This window comes from Methyloceanibacter stevinii (assembly GCF_001723355.1).
GTDB classification, from domain to species: Bacteria; Pseudomonadota; Alphaproteobacteria; order Rhizobiales; family Methyloligellaceae; genus Methyloceanibacter; species Methyloceanibacter stevinii.
Window position 1 is genome coordinate 366,273 of the sequence record NZ_LPWE01000010.1, and the last position, 17,844, is coordinate 384,116.

Annotated in this window: 16 protein-coding genes, 2 pseudogenes and 2 riboswitches; of the genes and pseudogenes, 16 read left to right on the plus strand and 2 right to left on the minus strand. The window is 67.7% G+C overall.

Annotation, left to right across the window (positions count from 1 at the left end; genetic code table 11):
- Positions 1-13: 13 nt before the first annotated feature.
- Positions 14-215: riboswitch (cobalamin riboswitch) on the minus strand.
- A gap of 375 nt (positions 216-590) precedes the next feature.
- Positions 591-813: riboswitch (cobalamin riboswitch) on the plus strand.
- A gap of 184 nt (positions 814-997) precedes the next feature.
- The 8 genes and pseudogenes from AUC70_RS05665 to AUC70_RS05695 all read left to right on the plus strand — a co-directional run bounded on the left by AUC70_RS05665 (position 998) and on the right by AUC70_RS05695 (position 9,151).
- Entirely contained in the window at positions 998-1,348 is a 351-nt protein-coding gene (locus AUC70_RS05665) for a DUF1636 family protein (protein ID WP_342021990.1), read from the plus strand.
- Positions 1,345-2,397, plus strand: a complete 1,053-nt coding sequence (cobW, locus tag AUC70_RS05670) for a cobalamin biosynthesis protein CobW (protein WP_069443947.1) — start codon at positions 1,345-1,347, stop codon at positions 2,395-2,397. Before AUC70_RS05665 ends, cobW begins: the two co-directional genes overlap by 4 nt.
- A gap of 16 nt (positions 2,398-2,413) precedes the next feature.
- Positions 2,414-5,750: pseudogene (gene cobN, locus AUC70_RS17365) on the plus strand (cobaltochelatase subunit CobN).
- Entirely contained in the window at positions 5,747-6,889 is a 1,143-nt protein-coding gene (locus AUC70_RS05680) for a precorrin-3B synthase (protein WP_158007369.1), read from the plus strand. The pseudogene cobN and the gene AUC70_RS05680 overlap by 4 nt, the downstream one beginning before the upstream one ends.
- A gap of 5 nt (positions 6,890-6,894) precedes the next feature.
- Positions 6,895-7,026: a hypothetical protein gene (locus AUC70_RS18315; RefSeq protein WP_280138228.1), complete on the plus strand. Its 132-nt coding sequence runs from the start codon at positions 6,895-6,897 to the stop codon at positions 7,024-7,026.
- A complete protein-coding gene (locus tag AUC70_RS05685) occupies positions 7,019-7,651 on the plus strand; it encodes a precorrin-8X methylmutase (protein WP_069443949.1) in 633 nt (210 codons plus the stop codon). The genes AUC70_RS18315 and AUC70_RS05685 overlap by 8 nt, the downstream gene beginning before the upstream one ends.
- A 19-nt stretch (positions 7,652-7,670) precedes the next feature.
- Positions 7,671-8,390 carry a precorrin-2 C(20)-methyltransferase gene (locus AUC70_RS05690; protein WP_069444161.1) on the plus strand — a complete coding sequence of 240 codons (720 nt, stop codon included), beginning with the start codon at positions 7,671-7,673 and terminating at the stop codon, positions 8,388-8,390.
- Positions 8,387-9,151, plus strand: a complete 765-nt coding sequence (locus AUC70_RS05695) for a precorrin-3B C(17)-methyltransferase (protein WP_069443950.1) — start codon at positions 8,387-8,389, stop codon at positions 9,149-9,151. The genes AUC70_RS05690 and AUC70_RS05695 overlap by 4 nt, the downstream gene beginning before the upstream one ends.
- On the opposite strand, the gene AUC70_RS05700 is transcribed toward AUC70_RS05695, so the two are convergent.
- Positions 9,115-9,873 carry a cobalt-precorrin-6A reductase gene (locus AUC70_RS05700; RefSeq protein WP_069443951.1) on the minus strand — a complete coding sequence of 253 codons (759 nt, stop codon included), beginning with the start codon at positions 9,871-9,873 and terminating at the stop codon, positions 9,115-9,117. The two genes, AUC70_RS05695 and AUC70_RS05700, sit on opposite strands and share 37 nt — an antisense overlap.
- Between AUC70_RS05700 and AUC70_RS05705 the strand changes: the two genes are divergently transcribed.
- From AUC70_RS05705 to AUC70_RS05720, 4 genes are read left to right on the plus strand one after another with little or no spacing between them, the layout of a single operon-like run.
- Positions 9,872-11,119, plus strand: a complete 1,248-nt coding sequence (locus AUC70_RS05705; protein ID WP_069443952.1) for a bifunctional cobalt-precorrin-7 (C(5))-methyltransferase/cobalt-precorrin-6B (C(15))-methyltransferase — start codon at positions 9,872-9,874, stop codon at positions 11,117-11,119. The two genes, AUC70_RS05700 and AUC70_RS05705, sit on opposite strands and share 2 nt — an antisense overlap.
- Entirely contained in the window at positions 11,116-11,502 is a 387-nt protein-coding gene (locus AUC70_RS05710) for a cobalamin biosynthesis protein (RefSeq protein ID WP_069443953.1), read from the plus strand. The genes AUC70_RS05705 and AUC70_RS05710 overlap by 4 nt, the downstream gene beginning before the upstream one ends.
- Entirely contained in the window at positions 11,499-12,260 is a 762-nt protein-coding gene (cobM, locus tag AUC70_RS05715) for a precorrin-4 C(11)-methyltransferase (RefSeq protein ID WP_069443954.1), read from the plus strand. Before AUC70_RS05710 ends, cobM begins: the two co-directional genes overlap by 4 nt.
- Positions 12,257-13,570, plus strand: a complete 1,314-nt coding sequence (locus tag AUC70_RS05720; protein WP_069443955.1) for a cobyrinic acid a,c-diamide synthase CobB — start codon at positions 12,257-12,259, stop codon at positions 13,568-13,570. The genes cobM and AUC70_RS05720 overlap by 4 nt, the downstream gene beginning before the upstream one ends.
- On the opposite strand, the pseudogene cobT reads toward AUC70_RS05720, so the two are convergent.
- Positions 13,571-14,588: pseudogene (gene cobT, locus AUC70_RS05725) on the minus strand (nicotinate-nucleotide--dimethylbenzimidazole phosphoribosyltransferase).
- Positions 14,589-14,640: 52 nt separating this feature from the next.
- Here cobT and cobS point away from each other — a divergent pair.
- The 4 genes from cobS (at position 14,641) to AUC70_RS05745 (ending at position 17,836) form a co-directional block, all read left to right on the plus strand.
- The gene (gene cobS, locus AUC70_RS05730; RefSeq protein ID WP_069443956.1) at positions 14,641-15,390 is read left to right on the plus strand and encodes an adenosylcobinamide-GDP ribazoletransferase; all 750 of its coding nucleotides are present in this window, start codon (positions 14,641-14,643) and stop codon (positions 15,388-15,390) included.
- Positions 15,391-15,535: 145 nt separating this feature from the next.
- On the plus strand, positions 15,536-15,817 hold the full coding sequence (locus tag AUC70_RS05735) for a hypothetical protein (RefSeq protein WP_141701975.1): 282 nt from the start codon (positions 15,536-15,538) through the stop codon (positions 15,815-15,817).
- A gap of 80 nt (positions 15,818-15,897) precedes the next feature.
- Positions 15,898-16,596 carry a L,D-transpeptidase gene (locus AUC70_RS05740; RefSeq protein WP_069443958.1) on the plus strand — a complete coding sequence of 233 codons (699 nt, stop codon included), beginning with the start codon at positions 15,898-15,900 and terminating at the stop codon, positions 16,594-16,596.
- Positions 16,520-17,836: a UDP-N-acetylmuramate--L-alanine ligase gene (locus AUC70_RS05745; protein ID WP_069443959.1), complete on the plus strand. Its 1,317-nt coding sequence runs from the start codon at positions 16,520-16,522 to the stop codon at positions 17,834-17,836. Before AUC70_RS05740 ends, AUC70_RS05745 begins: the two co-directional genes overlap by 77 nt.
- Positions 17,837-17,844 lie beyond the last annotated feature (8 nt).

Here is a 17,844-nt window from a genome sequence, read left to right on the forward strand (position 1 = left end):
CCGAGGGCGCGGTTCAAGGTTTGCGCCGCGGCAGGTTTCCTGGCTTCGCGGGTCTGCGCATCCCCTCCACCTTCCCGGAGCGGTGGCTCCAGTGGCCTGAGGAGGGGCGCTCTCCGCTTACAGTTGCGGGGGCAGCCACGGAATTGGGTAATGACCCTCACCGTATTCCCTTCTTGTATCCGCCTCATGCGGAAACCATCGGCGCCCCGACTATAGCGACGTTCGCATGCGCCGCAACCAAGCTCGTGACGCCGTGTGGGGGTAGGGCGGCTGAGTTAGGGGGGCTATTGACGGCAGTCGCCGTCTCTTTCCTTTGACCGGCACTCGTTGTGAAGCTCTCCCGACTTTGGCCGGCCGGATGTGGTGACCTCGTCATAGTCGCTTGTCGGCCATTGCGAGCAGTTCCTGCACCAGTGCCAGGTATCGCTCCCCTTCCTCTTCCGGTAGGTGGGCATGCGGGCATCCTCCATAGGTTGTTTATGGTGGCATAATACTCGTATTACGTGCTTTTCTCAACACGGCGACCCAAGGGTGAACTAGGCAAGGGCGAGCGGGGCAAGGCCCGCATTGACAAACACACGCCCGGAGCCCTTATGTGCCTGATCGACGGTTGCTCATTTCGAGCGAACAGGGAACGCGGTATGGGGATGTCCCAAATCCGCGGCTGCCCCCGCAACTGTAAGCGGCGAGCCCACGGAACGGTTTCGATACCGGTCTTGGGCGCCCGAGCCATCGCCACTGGGGTCGACCCGGGAAGGCGGCGAAGGGAGAGACCCGCGAAGCCAGGAGACCTGCCGTCGATCTAGTCGTCAGCCGGGCGGGGTGCCTCTGCGACGGTTGGATCTTCGTCCGGCCCGAATCTGGGCCGACTTGCACCCTGTCTGCTGTGGCTTTCGCTTGAGATCGCCGAGGGATTTATCAGGGTGACAACTCCCCTAGACGCCAAGGGCACTGCCGCCAAGGCCCCGGAAGGGCCGACCGTCTATGTCTGCGTGACCTGCCGCAAGCCGGGCGAGGTCGGCGATGGACCACGCGCGGGGCTCCTGCTCGCCGAGGCCACCGCCGAGGCGCGCACGGGACGGGTGTTACGGTCCGCCAGGTCGAATGCCTTGCCAATTGCCGCCGCTCGCTCAGTGCCGCGATGCGGAAGAAAGACAGCTGGACTTATGTCTTCGGTGACTTGACCGCCCCGGACGATGCGACAGCTCTCATCGACGGCGCGATGCTTCTCGCGGAGTCCGATGACGGACTTTTGCCCTGGAGGGGCCGGCCCGAAGCCCTGAAGGGCGGCCTCGTCGCCCGTGTTCCACCCCTCGTACTCGGCCCCATTCCGGAGGATTTCGAATGAATTCTGTCGCCCGCATTCCCTGCACGATCGTGACCGGCTTTCTCGGCTCGGGAAAGACCACGCTCATCCGGCACGTGCTCGCCAACACGGGCGGGCGGCGTCTGGCCGTGATCGTCAACGAATTCGGTGACGTCGGTATTGACGGCGAGATCCTCAAAGGCTGCGGCGACGAGAACTGCAGCGAGGAGAACATCGTCGAACTGGCCAATGGCTGCCTGTGCTGCACGGTTGCAGACGAGTTCGTGCCCGCGCTCGACGAGATCCTGGCGGCCGAGCCGCCGGTCGACCACATCGTCATCGAAACTTCCGGTCTCGCGCTGCCCAAGCCCCTGGTCCAGGCCTTCCACTGGCCGGCGATCAAGAACCGCGTCACAGTGGACGGGGTCGTGGCGGTCGTTGACGGGGCGGCGCTGGCTGACGGTCAGGTCTCCGCCGACATCGAAGCGCTCTCGGCACAGCGCGCCGCCGACGATGCGCTCGATCATGACGACCCCATTGAGGAGGTCTTCGAGGATCAAATCGCCTGTGCCGATCTGATTGTCCTGAACAAGCGCGATCTGCTCGACACGGACGGGCTGCAGCGCGCTATGAAGACGGTGACCGACGCTCTCCCGCGCGGCATCGGTGTGGTGACCGTGTCGGAAGGGAAGGTCGACGCCACGGCCCTGCTTGGTCTCGGCATCGGCGCGGAGGACGACATCGAAAACCGCATGACCCACCATGACAGCGAAGAGGACCACGACCACGACGACTTCGATACGTTCGTGGTTCCGATCGCAGAGGTCGCCGATCCCGCAGACATCGCGAAGCGCATCGCCGATTTGGCCGAGGCACATGATATCTTGCGCGTGAAGGGCTTCGCCGCCGTGACGGGCAAACCGATGCGGCTGCTGATCCAGGCGGTGGGTCCGCGCGTGACCCACTATTTCGACCGCCCCTGGGACCAGGCCGAGGATCGCCAAGGCAAGGTCGTCGTGATCGGCTTGAAAGGCCTCGACCGCGAAGCGGTGGCCAGATCTTTGGCCGGGCACGAAGCCCTGGCCGGGTAACCGATAGGACCCTCGGATGCACCTCCTGCAGACAAGCAGCGCGACGCTCGACGACATCGCCGAGCCGATCGACCTGGGCCAAACGCCTGGCGACATCGCGGTCTTGTCTTTCACCGACAGCGACCTCTCGGGACTCGCGGCCGCGTATACGCACGAGCGCGAACAGGTGCCGTCCGTGCGGCTCGCGCATTTGCGCGACCTGCGCCATCCCATGTCCACCGATCTGTGGATCGAGACCGTCGCCCGGCACGCCAAGGTGATCGTGGTCCGGCTCTTGGGCGGGCTCGATTGGTGGCGCTACGGCGTCGAGAGGCTGTCCGCCCTCGCCCGCGAGCGCGGCATCGCCCTGGCCATCCTGCCGGGCGAGGACCGGGACGACCCGCGCCTGTTCGAGCAGTCGACGCTGGACGAAGCCGAGCTGCAGACTCTTCTGGCCTATTTCCGCGAGGGCGGTTCGGCGAACCTGCGCGCGCTGTTGCGGCGGCTGGCCCGTCTTGGCGGCGCCGCGATCGAAGCGCCGGCGCCGCAAACCTTTCCGCGCATGGGCGCCTACCGGCGCGGCACAGGCGTGACCGGCCTCGATTCCCAACTTACGCCGGGCCGGGAGCGGGACGCCGTCGTTCCGATTCTTTTCTATCGCGCCTCGCTGCTTGCCGCGGACACGGGGCCAATCGATGCGCTCTGCAGTGCGCTGGAAGCGCGCGGGCTCAATCCCGTCCCGCTCTTCGTCCCCAGCCTGAAAGCGCCGGATGCGATCGCCTTCGTGCGCGACGCCTTCGAACGGCTCGACCCTTCGGTGATCGTGACGACGACAGCCTTTGCCGCCGGCGATGGTGTGTTCGACGGATGCGACGCACCGGTGCTGCAAGCGATCGTCGCCAATACGCGGCGCGAGGCTTGGGCCTCCAACCCGCGCGGTCTCGGACCGTCGGACCTGTCCATGCACGTGGTGCTGCCGGAGCTCGACGGGCGCGTCCTGATCGGCACGCTCGGCTTCAAGGACAAGCGCGACAGAGACGATGCGCTCGGCTTTGAAGGTTTCGTCAGCAGGCCCGAACCCAATCGCATCGAGGCCGTCGCCGACAAGATCGCGAAGCTCGTCCGTCTCCGGCACACGCCGCGCGCGGATCGCAAGCTGGCAATCGTGCTGCCGGACTATCCCGCGCCGGCGGACGGGCCGCCTATGCCGTGGGGCTCGACGTGCCCGCGAGCGTGCTGGCCTGCCTATCGGATCTCGGGGACGCTGGATACACGGTTGAAAATATTCCGGAGGACTCCCGCGCCCTTCTGGCCCGTCTCACCGATCCGGCTGCCGGGCTGGCCCTGACCCTCGAGGACTACGAGCGCTTACTCGCGGCGCTTCCAGAGTGCGTCGGCGCGACCATGCGCGAGGCATGGGGTGCGCCGGAAGACGACCCGGATTTCGCGACGGCGCCTTCCGCTTCAAGGCGGCCCGGTTCGGCAATGTCGTCGCCGCGCTTCCGCCCGACCGGGGCAAGACCACGGAGCGGCGCGCGGACTATCACGATCCGGCGCTGCCGCCCCGCCACGCGCTACTCGCTTTCGGCCTATGGCTGCAGCATGAGATCGGCGCCCATGCGGCGCTGCATCTGGGCGCGCACGGCACGCTCGAGTGGCTTCCCGGGCACGCCGTTGCGCTGACCTCATCCTGCTTCCCGGAAGCCGTGCTGGGCGCCTTGCCTGTGTTCTATCCCTTCATCGTCTCCAATCCTGGCGAGGCGGCGCAGGCCAAGCGGCGCGTCGCGGCCGTGACCATCGGCCACCTGCCACCTCCGCTCACGGGCACGGAGATGTCCGGCGCGGCGCTCGAGCTGGAGCAACTCGTCGATGAATATGCGATTGCCGACGGACTCGACACGCGGCGTCGCGACCGACTCGCTCTCCTCATCGTGGACAAGGCAAAAGAGACGGGCCTCGCCGCCGAGGCCGGCCTTGCCCAGGGTGAGTGCGAGCAGGAGGCCTTGCGCAAGATCGATACCTGGCTGTGCGATCTGAAGGATCTTGCGGTCAAGGACGGGCTGCACGTGTTCGGGCGCGATGCGCATACGGACGATTCCAATTGGCTGGCTTGCGCGGGGACGGAGCGCGCCGCGCTGCTCGATGCACTCGACGGCAAGCGCGTGAAGCCCGGGCCTGCCGGTGCGCCGGCGCGGGGACGCCGCGACGTGCTGCCGACGGGGCGCAATCTCTATACGGCCGATCCGCGCGTTCTGCCCACCCACACAGCCATGGAGCTAGGATCGCGGGCGGCCGGCGAGATCGTTCGGGGGTATATGCAGGACCACGGCGAAATGCCCCGCTCGCTTGTGATCGACCTTTGGGGCAGTTCGACATTGCGGACCGGCGGCGAGGAGATCGCGCAAGGCCTTGCACTGATGGGCTGCCGGCCGGTCTGGGATCCCGCCACCGGCCGCGTCACCGGCGTCGAAGTTCTGCCGCCAGCCGCGATGGGACGGCCGCGTGTCGACGTGACCTTCCGCATCTCGGGACTGTTTCGCGACCTCTTCCCGGCGCAGATCGCCCTCTTGGACGCCGCCGTGAAACTCGTGGCCGCGCGCGACGAAGATGCAGAGGAAAACCCGCTGGCCGCTGCGGCCGCCGGTGAAGGCAACGCCGCGCCTGCGCGCATCTTCGGCAATGCGCCAGGGGCCTATGGCGCGGGGATCGAAGACTTGCTCGGGTCCGAGAGCGCCGAGAGCGTGTCGGACGACGCCTTGAGCGCGGCCTATCTCGCCGCCACATCGCACGTCTATGGCGGCGCCGAGGGAATGGGCACTCCCCGGCGCGGCGCCTTCGCCGACCGCGTGGCGGCGGCCGACCTTCTCGTGCATGTGAGCGACGACCCGACGCGGGACATCCTCGAAGGCTCGGAAGACGTCGCCCATCTCGGCGGATTTGCCGCCGCGGCGCGCGCACTCGGCGCTAGTCCCGACCTGGTCGTGCTCGACACGACCAACCCTGACGCACCCAGGGCACGTCCGCTGCCGCAGGCCTTGGCCCGGATTGTTCGCGCACGCGCGATCAGCCCGTCCTTCATCGAAGGCATGATGCGCCATGGCGCGCGCGGCGCGGCGGAGTTGGCGGAGACAGTCGACCGGCTGGCGGACTTCGCCGAGATCACGGACGCCGTTTCCGATAGCTTGTTCGATGCAATCCACGCGGCCTATCTTGCTGACCCCAACGTGCGGGATTTCCTGATCCGCGAAAACCTGCCGGCCGCCCGCGCCATCGCCGAACGCCTCGACGATGCGCGCCGCAAGGGGTTATGGCATCCGAAGCGGAACGATCTTTTGACAGACGACCTCTTGGGCGTCTCGGAGGCAGCGCAATGAGTGACGTGCAGCGCCACATCGACGATAGGGAGACGCGATGGCCGAGAGGCGCATGCCCCCGCCTGTCCGAACCCATGGAAACGGGTGACGGCCTGCTGGCGCGGATTGTGCTGTCGAGGCCGGTGCTGATCGACGGCTTCGCCGCCCTTTGCGCCGCCGCGCGGACCCACGGCAACGGGCTCATGGAGATCACGGCCCGGGGCAGCCTACAGGTGCGGGGGCTGTCGGATACTTCCGCGCCGCGTTTTGCAGCAGCCGTCGAAGCTCTCGGCATTCCGTTCGACGATCATGTCCCCGTGGTCGGGTCGCCGCTACCCGCGCACCCTCGGGCCGGCTTCAACGCTCAAGACCTCGCCTCTGAAATCCGCGACGGGATCGCGGAGCGCCCACTGAAGCTTGCGCCTAAGGTCTCGGTCGTCATCGACGACGGCGGCCCGATCTCGCTGGATGGGTTGGCCGCCGATGTACGCCTGACGCTGTTGAACTCATCGTCATCCGCACCGAAAGTTTTGGTCGGCCTTGGAGGCGACGGCGAGACGGCCACACCGCTCGGCGTCACGCGGCCGGAACATGCAGCCACGGTTGCCGTCAATCTGCTCGCGGCCTTGGCGGCAAGCAGCGCCAATGCACGGGCGCGTGATGTCATCGCGCGCGAGGGCCTTGAGCGGTTCTTGCGTGCAGCGGGAGATCACCTCGACACGCCCCCCAAGCGGCCTGCTGCGCGGACCACCGAAACCATCGGTCTGCACCGCCTGGCGGGCGGAGCATGCGCGATCGGCGTGGCGCTTCCTTTCGGCCAGGCTCAGGCGCTCGACCTCATCGCGCTCGTCCGCATTGCCGGCGCGAACGGTGCGGACTGGGTGGCGCTGGCGCCGCAGCGCACGCTTCTTCTCGGGCCCATCGGCGAGATGACGGCCTTTGCGCTCGGGACGGCCGCCGACACGCTCGGTTTCATCGTGGACGCCCGCGATCCACGGCGGCGCATTGCCGCCTGCGCGGCGCGCCGGCCTGCAGGTCGGGGCATATCCCATCACGCGAACTCGCGGCGCGCATCGCCGAATGTCTGCCGCAAGGCACTTTCGCGCTTCACATTTCCGGTTGCAGCAAGGGCTGCGCCTGTCCAAGACCGGCCCCCCTGACGATAATGGGCACCGAGCAAGGCGCGCGCATCATCGACGGCGATTCCGTTCGCAATGTGCCGGAAAATGATGTGTATACGGATGACCTGATCGAGCAGATTGTGCGCCGGGTCGCCGCGGAGAACGAGAATGCTTGACCACGACTATATTCGCGACGGCACGGCGATCTACGAGCGCTCCTTCGCGATCATCCGCGAGGAGTCCGACCTGTCTCGGTTTACACCCGAGCAGGCCGATATTGCCGTGCGCATGATCCATGCGTGCGGCCGTGTCGATGCGGCCGAGTTCTTCGAGTTCTCCGACGACTTCGTGCCCGCCGCACGGCAGGCGCTGCGGGACGGGGCGCCGATCTTTTGCGATGCGCAGATGGTGGCGCACGGCGTCACGCGGGCGCGCCTGCCAGCCGACAACGACGTGATCTGCACCTTGCGGGACGAGCGCACGCCGGCTCTTGCCGAAAAGCTCGGTACGACGCGCTCGGCGGCGGCGCTCGAACTGTGGCGCGACCGGCTCGAGGGGGCGGTCGTGGCCATCGGCAACGCGCCGACGGCTCTGTTCCATCTGCTGGAGATGATCGAAGCGGGAGGACCGAAGCCCGCCGCCATTCTCGGCGTGCCCGTTGGTTTTGTGGGCGCGGCCGAATCAAAGGACGCGCTGGCGGAACGGTCCGGCGGCGTCCCCTGGCTTATCGTGCGCGGCCGCATGGGCGGCAGCGCCATGACAGCGGCGGCGCTGAACGCGCTCGCGCGCGAAGGCATATGAGGATGGGCGTATGAGCCGCATGACCGGGCGTTTGATCGGGGTGGGTGTCGGGCCCGGCGATCCTGAACTTCTGACGGTGAAGGCGTTGAAGGCGCTTCAGTCGGCAGACGTGGTCGCCTATTTCGCGAGGCCGGCAATCAGAGCAATGCGCGGCGGATCGTGGAAGGCCATTAACGGCGCCGAAGAGCTGCCGCTGCTCTATCCCGTCACCACCGAGATCCCCAAGGCGCACACCGCCTATCGCGACGCCATCGCGGACTTCTATGACGTCTCCGCTGCTGCGGTCTCGTCCTATCTCGACGACGGGCGGGACGTGGCTGTCCTGTCGGAAGGCGATCCGCTGTTCTACGGCTCGTACATGCATATCCACGTGCGGCTGAGCCAGCACTACCCGACGGAGGTGATCCCCGGCGTCACCGGCATGTCGGGCTGCTGGTCGTCGGCCGCCGCGCCCATCACCCAAGGCGACGACATCTTCACCGTGCTGCCGGGGACCTTGCCCGAAGTGGAACTCGAACGGCGCCTGGCCGACAGCGACGCTGCCGTGGTGATGAAAATCGGGCGGCACCTGCCCAAAATCCGCCGCGCCTGCGAACGGGCCGGATGCCTCGACCGGGCCATCTATGTGGAACGCGGCACGATGACGAACTCGGCCGTGATGAAGCTCACCGACAAGCTCGACGTGACCGCGCCCTATTTCGCCATCGTGCTCGTGCCCGGCTGGGAGGAGCGCCGATGAGTGGACGCTTGACCGTGGTCGGGCTCGGTCCCGGCGACGACCGCTTCGTCACCCCCGAAGCGCGGGAGGCGCTGGCGAGCGCCGAGGCGCTTTACGGCTACGGCCCCTATCTCGACCGTGTTCCTATGCGCGAGGGACAGGCCCGCAATCCGTCCGGCAATCGCGTCGAGGGCAACCGGGCCCAAGCTGCCCTCGCCCACGCGACGGAGGGCGCACATGTAGCCATGGTCTCGGGCGGCGATCCCGGCGTGTTCGCCATGGCTGCGGCGGTGTGCGGAGAGATCGAAGATGGACCAGAGGCTTGGCGTGCGCTCGATGTGCGCATTCTGCCGGGTGTGACAGCCATGCTCGCGGTTGCCGCTCGCGCCGGGGCGCCGCTCGGACACGATTTCTGCGCCATCTCGCTGTCGGACAATCTCAAGCCCTGGGAGCTGATCGAACGACGCCTCGATGCCGCCGCCACGGGCGGTTTCGTGATCGCGTTCTACAATCCGATCTCCACGGCTAGGCCCTGGCAGCTCGGCCAAGCCTTCGAACGACTCGGCCGTCACCTTGCTGCGGACACGCCAGTGATCTTCGGGCGCGCCGTGGGGCGCGCCGACGAAGCGGTGACTGTGACGACGCTGAACAAGGCGGCCGAAACGCCGGCGGACATGGCGACCCTCATCATTGTCGGCTCGCCGGAAACCCGCGTGATCGCCCGCGACGGGCAGCCGCCGCTCGTTTACACGCCGCGCATGGCCGCCACGGTGAGCGCATGATCGCACCACGCGAGAGCCTCGCTGACGGTGGCAGCCGACGGCGCGTCGGGCAAGTCCGGGCGCCGGATCATCACGACCGGAATGTGAAGCGCCCGCGCCGCGGCGATCTTGCCGTAGCTGGCCTCGCCTCCGCTGTTCTTGGACACAACGACCTCGATTCCGTTCTGCTCCAGAAGCATCCGATCGTCGGCTTCGCTGAACGGCCCGCGCGCCGTCACGTATTCCGCATTGGGAACCGCGAGCGGCGGATCGATGGGATCGACGCTACGCACGAGATAGGTGTGCTGCGGTGCGCTTTCGAACGGCGCGATGTCCTTGCGGCCAAGGGCAAGAAAGACACGCACAGGGTCGGGCCCAATCGCAGCGGCCTCGGCGACCGTCGCGGCCTCGATCCAGCGATCGCCCGGAACGGCGACCCAAGGCGCACGGCGCAGCGCCAGGAACGGGACGCCGGTCTTCTCCGCCGCCAGCTCCGCATTTGCCGAGATTCGATCCGCGTAGGGGTGCGTCGCATCGATCAGCACGCCGATACTTTCGGCTTCGATGAAATTGGCAAGACCTTCGGCGCCGCCGAACCCGCCAACGCGCGTCGGCACACCTTGAGCGCGCGGAGCGGCCGTGCGGCCCGCCAGCGACAGGGTGACCTCGGCATCGCCGCGCGCATCGAGCGCCCCGGCGAGTTGACGCGAGTCCGTGGTCCCTCCGAGAATGAGGATCTTCATGTCCGGTCCTAATCCGTTTGCGGCGGAGCCTGCCCCATTGCAGCGGTGGCTGTCCATCGTCGGGATTGGCGAGGATGGGATCGACGGCCTTGGCCGCGGCGCACGCGACCTCATCGAAAACGCGGAGATCGTGTTCGGGGGCGTGCGCCACCTCGCGCTCGCCGCGCCGCTCATTCGCGGCGAGGCCAAGCCCTGGCCCTCGCCCTTTTCCTTGGCGCCGGGGCAGGTGGTCGCTTTGCGGGGCCAGCGCGTCTGCGTACTCGCCTCCGGCGATCCCTTTTTCTATGGCGTGGGCGCGACGCTCGCGAGCCACATCGCAGCCGACGAGACATGGGTCGTGCCGGCGCCGTCCGCGTTCAGCCTTGCCGCCGCGCGGATGGGCTGGCCGCTTCAGGACGCGACGATCGTCTCTGTGCATGGTCGTGCGCTCGACCGCATTCGGCCTCACTTGCATCCGGGTGCGAAGCTCCTTGCGCTCACGTCGGACGCCGAAGGCCCCGCGGCCTTGGCGCAACTCCTCACCGAGGTGGGCTTCGGCCCATCGCGCCTGACCGTGTTGGAGGCTTTGGGGGGCCCACGCGAACGCGTCCAGACCGCGGACGCACAAGGTTTCGGCCTGACCGACGTCGCCGCGCTCAACACCGTCGCCATCGAGGTCGTCGCCGAGCCGGGAGCGCGCGTTCTTAGCTTTACGCCCGGCCTGAATGACGACCTGTTCGAGCATGACGGCCAGATCACCAAGCGCGAGGTGCGGGCGCTGACCCTCTCCTCGCTGGCCCCGCGCCATGGCGAACTCCTGTGGGATGTCGGCGCCGGCTCCGGGTCTATCGGGATCGAGTGGCTGCTCGCACATGGCTCGCTTCGTGCCATCGCGATCGAGGCGGACGAAGCGCGCGCCGCGCGGGCCGCGCGGAATGCCGCTGCCTTCGGCGTGCCACATCTCGATGTGAGACAAGCGCGCGCGCCGGAAGCGCTTGCCGATTTGCCCAGACCCGACGCGATCTTCGTCGGAGGCGGGGGGAGCGGCGACGGCGTGCTCGACACATGTCTCGAGGCATTGAAGCCCGGCGGCCGTCTTGTGGCCAACGCGGTGACGCTCGAGACCGAATCGGAACTCATCGCGAGGCATGCCGCGCGGGGCGGAACGCTGACCCGCGTAGCCATCTCGCGCGCGGACGCCGTCGGCGGAAAGACCGGCTGGCGTTCGGCAATGCCCGTGACGCAATGGACTTGGGAGAAGGTATGATTGTCGCTGGAATCGGCTGCCGCAAAGGCGCCACGGCTCAGGAGATCGACGCGGCCATCGAGGCAGCCCTTGCGGAGACGGGACAGACGCGCGCGGCGTTGACGTCGCTTGCCACGTCGGACGGCAAGGGCAGCGAGCCCGGTCTCGTCGACGCCGCTGCCGCGTTCGGCCTCGAACTCATCCTCATCAAGCCTGCAGCTCTGGAAGCGGCCGGACCGCGAACGCAGTCCTTCTCGCCGAAGGTCAAGGAGATGTTTGGCGTGCCGTCCGTCGCGGAAGCCGCAGCGCTTGCCGCCGCAGGTCCGGACTCCGCCCTGTTCGGCCCCCGCACGATCGTCGGGCCCGTGACCTGCGCCATCGCGGGCACCGCACCGAAGACGTGACCGTTCACTTCATAGGGGCAGGGCCCGGCGCCGCGGACTTGATCACGGTCCGCGGACGCGATCTCATCGCGCGTTGCCCGGTCTGCCTCTATGCGGGATCGATCGTTTCGGAAGAACTGCTCACCTACTGCCCGGCAGACGCGCGCATCGTGAACACGGCGCCGATGTCGCTCGACGAGATCGAAGCCGAATACGTGGCGGCCCACGACCAGGAGCACGACGTGGCGCGGCTCCATTCGGGAGATCTATCGGTCTACAGCGCCGTGGCCGAGCAGATACGGCGGCTCGACGCGCGCGGCATTCCCTACACACTGACGCCGGGCGTTCCGGCTTTCGCCGCCGCCGCCGCCGCGCTTCGGTGCGAATTGACGGTCCCGGAGGTTGCGCAGAGCGTGGTCCTGACGCGCGTGTCCGGCCGGGCCTCGAAGATGCCGGACGGCGAGAGCTTGGAAGCGTTTGCCGCCACCGGCGCGACGCTCGCGATTCATCTGGCCATTCACGCGCTCCCCGCCATCGTCGAGACCTTGCTGCCCTACTATGGCGCGGACTGTCCCGCCGCCATTGTTGCTCATGCTAGCCACGCGAACGAAACGATCCTGCGCGGGACGCTGGGTACGCTTGGCCCACAGCTCGAGGCCAACCCGATAGAGCGCACGGCGATGATCCTGGTGGGGCCGGCGCTTGCCGCCTCCGACTTCAGAGAGAGCTCCCTCTACGATCCGGACTATCGCCGCCGCTACCGGGGAGGCCCCGCATGAGCGGCGGGGGGCTCGTCGTCGCCGCGCACAAATCGGGCGCCGGTAAAACCACGCTGACGCTGGCGCTGCTCGCCGCCCTCAAGCGCCGGGGCCTGGCCGTCCATGCAGCCAAGGCGGGACCGGACTATATCGACCCCGCCTTTCATGAGCGGGCAACCGGCCACGGCAGCGTCAATCTCGACAGCTGGGCCATGCCGCCGGGGCTGCTGAACGCCCTCATGAGCGGGGCCACGAGCGATGCGGATGTCGTCGTGGTGGAAGGGGTCATGGGCCTGTTCGACGGAATCGCGGGCGCTGCCGGCCGCACCGGTGCGACCGCCGATCTTGCGGCCCGGTTCGGGCTGCCGGTCGTCCTTGTGATCGACGTCACGTCGCAGGCCCAATCCGCCGCCGCGCTTCTCAGGGGCTTCGCCACTCACGACCCGGCCGTGCAGGTCGCCGGCGTGGTCCTCAATCGGGTGGCAAGCGAGCGCCATGCGAAACTGGTGTCCCGCGCCATCGAAGCGTTGCGAATCCCGATTCTCGGCATGCTCCCGCGCGACAAAACCGTGACCTTGCCGGAACGGCATCTGGGTCTCGTGCAGGCCGGCGAGCATGACGATTTGGACGACAGGCTTGCGGCCTTGGCCGCCTTAGCGGAGGCGCATCTCGACCTCGATGCGATCCTCGCCCTCGCGCGGCCGCCACTCCTGCAAAGCGATCCGATATCGGGCCACCTGCCCCCGCCGGGCATGCGGATCGCGGTGGCGCAGGACGCGGCCTTTACGTTTCTCTATCCGCACCTCGTTCAGGGCTGGCGGGAACAGGGCGCGACCCTCGTGCCGTTCTCGCCGCTGGCGGACGAAGGCCCGGATCCCGATTGCGATTCCTGTTGGCTTCCGGGCGGTTACCCGGAGCTACATGCGGGCAGGATCGCTGCCGCGGGCGGCTTCAAGTCCAAACTCGCGGCTTTCGCCGAGACGCGACCTGTGCACGGGGAGTGCGGCGGGTACATGGTACTGGGTGAGGGGCTCGTCGCCGCGGACGGCGTCCACCACGGCATGACCGGACTTTTGAGCCACGCCACCAGTTTCGCGGACCGAAAGATGCATCTCGGCTATCGCGAAGCGAAGCTGCTCGAACTGTCCGTGCTCGGGGGCATCGGCGCGAGTGTACGCGGCCACGAGTATCATTATGCGACCGTGATCGATCCGGGGGACGATGCCCCGTTGGCGGCGCTCGCCGACGGCGAAGGAAAACCGCTCGGTACTTCCGGCGGTCGGCGCGGCACCGTCACCGGCACCTTCTTCCACGCGATCGCTGCTGCGTAGCTAGGACGCCGCCTTCCCCGAGACCTGCGCCTCGTCGAAGGTGGCCATGCCCGTGTGACACGCGAGCCGCGCGCAGGATCAGCAGCGCCACGCTGGCGCCCGTGCCTTCGCCGAGCCGCATGCCGAGATCGAGAAGCGGCGTCATACCGAGTTCGTGCAAGAGCAATTCGTGTCCGGCATCCGCCGATTTGTGCCCGACCCGTGCGTGATCGAGGGCATCGGCCCTTAAGGCTTTGAGTGGCGCCACCGCCGACGAACTCACCATACCGTCGATCAGCACCGGCACGCGCTTGTGCCGGGCGGCAAGACACGCGCCCATCATGGCGGCGAGTTCGCGCCCCCCGACGGCAGCCGCCGCGCGCAAAGGATCGCCCAAAACGTCGGAATGGCAGAGCAGGGCCTGCTGGATCACGGCGCGCTTGCGGCCGAAGCCGTCCTTGCCGACACCGGTGCCGGTGCTGATGAAGCGCGCGCCACCGCCGAAGAGTGCGCCGGAAAGCGCCGCGGCGGCGGTGGTGTTGCTGATGCCCATCTCACCCAGAATGATCAGATCCGCACCGTCGGACACCTGGCCGTAGCCGGTCCCCACGGCGTCCAGAAACTCGTCCTCGCTCATGGCAGGCGCTTCGGTGAAGTCGGCGGTCGGCCGGTCCAGATCGAGCGGCGTTACGCGCAAAGCTGCCCCGTTGACACGGGCGAGTTGATTGATGGCCGCGCCGCCACCGGCGAAGTTGGCCACCATCTGCACCGTGACCTCGGGCGGATAGGCCGACACGCCTTGGGCTGCCACGCCATGATTGCCGGCGAAGATCAGAATCTCGCACTTGTCCAAGGCGGGCGGGTTGCGGCCCTGCCAGGCGGCGAGCCAAGCGGTCAGCTCCTCCAGCCGCCCGAGCGAGCCCGGCGGTTTGGTCAACTGGGCTTCGCGCGCGGCGGCGGCATCCGCGGCGGATTGATCCGGCGCCGGCAGGTCGAGACAGGCGGCGCGCAACTGTTTGAGAGAGGAAAATCGGGACATTTCAGCGTAGGGTCGCAAAAGCAAGTCTGGAAAGACGGGGGAATTCAACTCTATGGGCGGCATTACCACGGACCTCCGGGCGGGCCTAGCCTTTTGCACGCGGCTGCCTGTCACGGCGACGGCGGGCGCACGGCTGGCCGATGCCGCCTGGACGTTCCCGATCGCCGGTACCGTTGTCGGTCTGATAGGCGGCGTGGTGCTCTATGTGGCCTTGGCGCTCAATCTGCCGCCCTTTGTGACGGCGACGCTGGCCGTTGCCGCCACGGCGCTGGCGACGGGATGCCTTCACGAGGACGGGCTCGCCGACACGGCCGATGGGTTCGGCGGCGGTCATGAACGCGCGCGGGTGCTGGAGATCCTGCGCGACAGCCGGATCGGCACCTATGGCGTCATCGCCTTGATCGTGTCCTTTCTGTTGCGCATCGGCGCTTTGTCAGGCCTTGCGGCCGCGGGTGCAGGCCCCGCCATCCTCGCGCTGATCGCCGCCCATACCGGCGCAAGAGGCGCGTTGCCGCTTCTCATGCGGGCCGTGCCGCGGGCCCGTGAGGACGGATTGTCGGCGGGCGCGGGCCGGCCCAGCGCAAACGTGGCGGCCGGCGCCGTAGCCCTCGGCATTGTCGTGATGCTCGTGTGCCTCGGGTTCGGCGCGACACTCGTTTCAGCGGTCTTGGTTGCGGTGGCGCTCGTGCTGCTCGCACGGATGGCGATCCGGAAAATCGGCGGCCAGACCGGAGATGTGCTGGGCACGGCCGAACAAGCCGGCGAAGTCTTGATCCTGCTCACGGCGGCCGCGCTGCCCTGAGGCGAAGATCGGATCGCGGCTGCCGTCAAGGTAACCAAATCGCTAAGAGCCGCGTAAGACGGCCGAAAGACTGGCGTGATATGGTGTGCACGTCGTTGCTTGAGAGCGGCCACGAGATGCATCCGGCCAGAAGGAGTTCTGTCCCATGCGAATTGCGATTGCAGCCCTTGTCATGGTTGGGGCGGCTTGGCTTGCCGCTACGCCCGCGAACGCGGCACCCGTGCCGCTGTCCGGCACCGCGGCCCACACGATCGCCGAGGACGCCGGATCGATGGTCACGACGGTCGCCAAGCGCAAGCGGAAGACCGTGCGCCGCAGCACGCGCAATTGCGGCTGGCAATGCAAGCGCTATAGGCGCCCCTACCAGTACCGCTATTGGAAATTCTACTATCCGTACGGCGGACCGCTGTTCAGTTCCGGGCGCTGACCCGGTTCATGGGCCTGCGTTGCATGGGGCTGCAATAAAAGAGTGACACGGCGCCTTGCCCTTGTGGCAGAGTGCGCCGCGTGACGCCGCCTGTTTCCGCCATAACCACCCGCGCCCTTGCGCTTTTTGAGGCTGCCCGCGCCCGCCCCGGCGCGCCGCAGGACCTTCCCGGCCGGCTCTTCGTCGTCGACGTCGAGCGGCAGACGGCGACGCTGATCCAGGACAGGGCGGCTGTGGGATCTTGGCCGGTCTCCACGGCGCTGAAAGGGATCGGCGGCGAAGAGAACTCCTTCAAGACGCCGCCGGGCTGGCACCGCATCGACCGGAAGATCGGCGCGGGCGCAGAGGCAGGCACGGTCTTCTCGTCGCGCGAGCCGACCGGCGAACGCTGGCAGGGCGAGACTTGCGAAACCGACCTCATCCTCACACGGATCCTGACGCTGGACGGCCTCGAGGACGGCGTGAACCGCGGGCCGGGCTGCGACTCCCGCGAGCGCTACATCTACATCCACGGCTCCAACCACGAGGAGCATATCGGGCGTCCGGCGTCCTGCGGCTGCGTCCGCATGAGCAACGCCGATGTCACCGCCCTGTTCGACGCGGCACAGGAGGGGGACCTCATACTGATCGCGCCGTCGAGAGCCGGGACATCCCCGAGCTGTCGTCGGGCCGTTTTCACTATGCGGGGCTCGGCGCTCCGGCATGAGCGCCCTCGCCCAGTTTCAGGCGATGAAGGGCGGACGCGTGAGCGGCAGCGACCGCGCCTTCGACCAGGGTGAGCGCGCGGCTGTTCGCGCCCAATTCGAAGCGCTTGGCATCGGCGTGTTCACCCAAGACGGCAGCGGGATCGGGGAAGACTGCGCCGCGCTCGTGGTATCGACGGCGGTGGAAGAGACCGTGCCCGATTTCGCCGCGGCCAGAGCCCGTGGCGTACCGATCGTGCACCGCTCCGAAATGCTCGCCCATTTCGTCGGTGCCTACCGCTCCATCGCGGTGACGGGTACGAGCGGGAAGTCGACCGTGACGGGCATGACGTTCGAGATCCTGCGCGGGATGGGCGCCGATCCGTCCGTCATCACCGGCGGCGACCTCCCAGCGCTGCAAGCCGAAGGGCTGATCGGCAATGCCTTCGCCGGCGCCTCCGACTTGCTGGTGGTGGAAGCGGATGAGAGCGACGGTTCCCTCGTCCGCTACGCGCCGTCGATCGGCATCATCCTCAATCTGCAGCGCGACCACAAAGAGATGGAGGAGGTTGCGGCTATGTTCGCCACGCTGCGCGCGCGGACCCGCGAGACCCTCGTCGTGGGCGACGATGCGAACCTCGACGCGTTTTCTGGCGGCGCGACCCGCTTCGGCCTCAGCGAGCGCGCAGACATTCGCGCGGTCAACGTGGAACACAGTGCCGACGGCGCGCGCTTCGATGTGGAGGGCGTCTCGTTCGCGATTCCCGTTCCCGGGCTGCACAACGTGACCAACGCGCTTGCCGCCATCGCGGCTTGCCGCGCCGCGGGTCTGCCGCTGGAGGGCATGGCGGAGCCGCTTGCAGGCTTCTCCGGCATCGGGCGGCGGTTCCAGACGATCGGCCACACGAACGGCATCGAGATTGTGGACGACTTCGCACACAATGCTGAGAAGATCGCTGCCGCGATCCGGACAGCGAAACTGCGCGGGCGCCGTGTGCTCGCGATCTACCAGCCGCACGGCTATGGGCCGACGCGCTTCCTGTGGCAGGACTTCGTGCGGACGTTCTCGGGCGAGCTCTCGGCGGACGACCGGCTTTTCATGCTCGAAGTGTTCTACGCGGGCGGCACGGCCACGCGGGACTTCTCCGCCGCGGACATCGTGGACGAGATCGCCGCGACCGGGACGCAAGCCGCGTTCGCACCGTCGCGGGACTGGCTGATTGAAGCGATCGCAAGCGAGGCGCGCGAAGGCGACGTCGTTCTTGTCATGGGCGCCCGCGATCCATCGCTCACGGCTTTCGCACGCGACATTCTAGGTGCGATCGAGAGCGCCTAAACCGCCCG

Excerpts from the sequence above, each read along its gene's own strand:
- cobW (WP_069443947.1), top strand. The coding sequence starts at position 1,345 with ATGAATTCTGTCGCCCGCATTCCCTGCACGATCGTGACCGGCTTTCTC.
- AUC70_RS05680 (WP_158007369.1), top strand. The coding sequence starts at position 5,747 with ATGAGTGACGTGCAGCGCCACATCGACGATAGGGAGACGCGATGGCCG.
- AUC70_RS18315 (WP_280138228.1), top strand. The coding sequence starts at position 6,895 with ATGGGCACCGAGCAAGGCGCGCGCATCATCGACGGCGATTCCGTTCGC.
- AUC70_RS05685 (WP_069443949.1), top strand. The coding sequence starts at position 7,019 with ATGCTTGACCACGACTATATTCGCGACGGCACGGCGATCTACGAGCGC.
- AUC70_RS05690 (WP_069444161.1), top strand. The coding sequence starts at position 7,671 with ATGACCGGGCGTTTGATCGGGGTGGGTGTCGGGCCCGGCGATCCTGAA.
- AUC70_RS05695 (WP_069443950.1), top strand. The coding sequence starts at position 8,387 with ATGAGTGGACGCTTGACCGTGGTCGGGCTCGGTCCCGGCGACGACCGC.
- AUC70_RS05705 (WP_069443952.1), top strand. The coding sequence starts at position 9,872 with ATGTCCGGTCCTAATCCGTTTGCGGCGGAGCCTGCCCCATTGCAGCGG.
- AUC70_RS05700 (WP_069443951.1), bottom strand. The coding sequence starts at position 9,873 with ATGAAGATCCTCATTCTCGGAGGGACCACGGACTCGCGTCAACTCGCC.
- AUC70_RS05710 (WP_069443953.1), top strand. The coding sequence starts at position 11,116 with ATGATTGTCGCTGGAATCGGCTGCCGCAAAGGCGCCACGGCTCAGGAG.
- AUC70_RS05720 (WP_069443955.1), top strand. The coding sequence starts at position 12,257 with ATGAGCGGCGGGGGGCTCGTCGTCGCCGCGCACAAATCGGGCGCCGGT.
- cobS (WP_069443956.1), top strand. The coding sequence starts at position 14,641 with ATGGGCGGCATTACCACGGACCTCCGGGCGGGCCTAGCCTTTTGCACG.
- AUC70_RS05735 (WP_141701975.1), top strand. The coding sequence starts at position 15,536 with ATGCGAATTGCGATTGCAGCCCTTGTCATGGTTGGGGCGGCTTGGCTT.
- AUC70_RS05745 (WP_069443959.1), top strand. The coding sequence starts at position 16,520 with ATGAGCGCCCTCGCCCAGTTTCAGGCGATGAAGGGCGGACGCGTGAGC.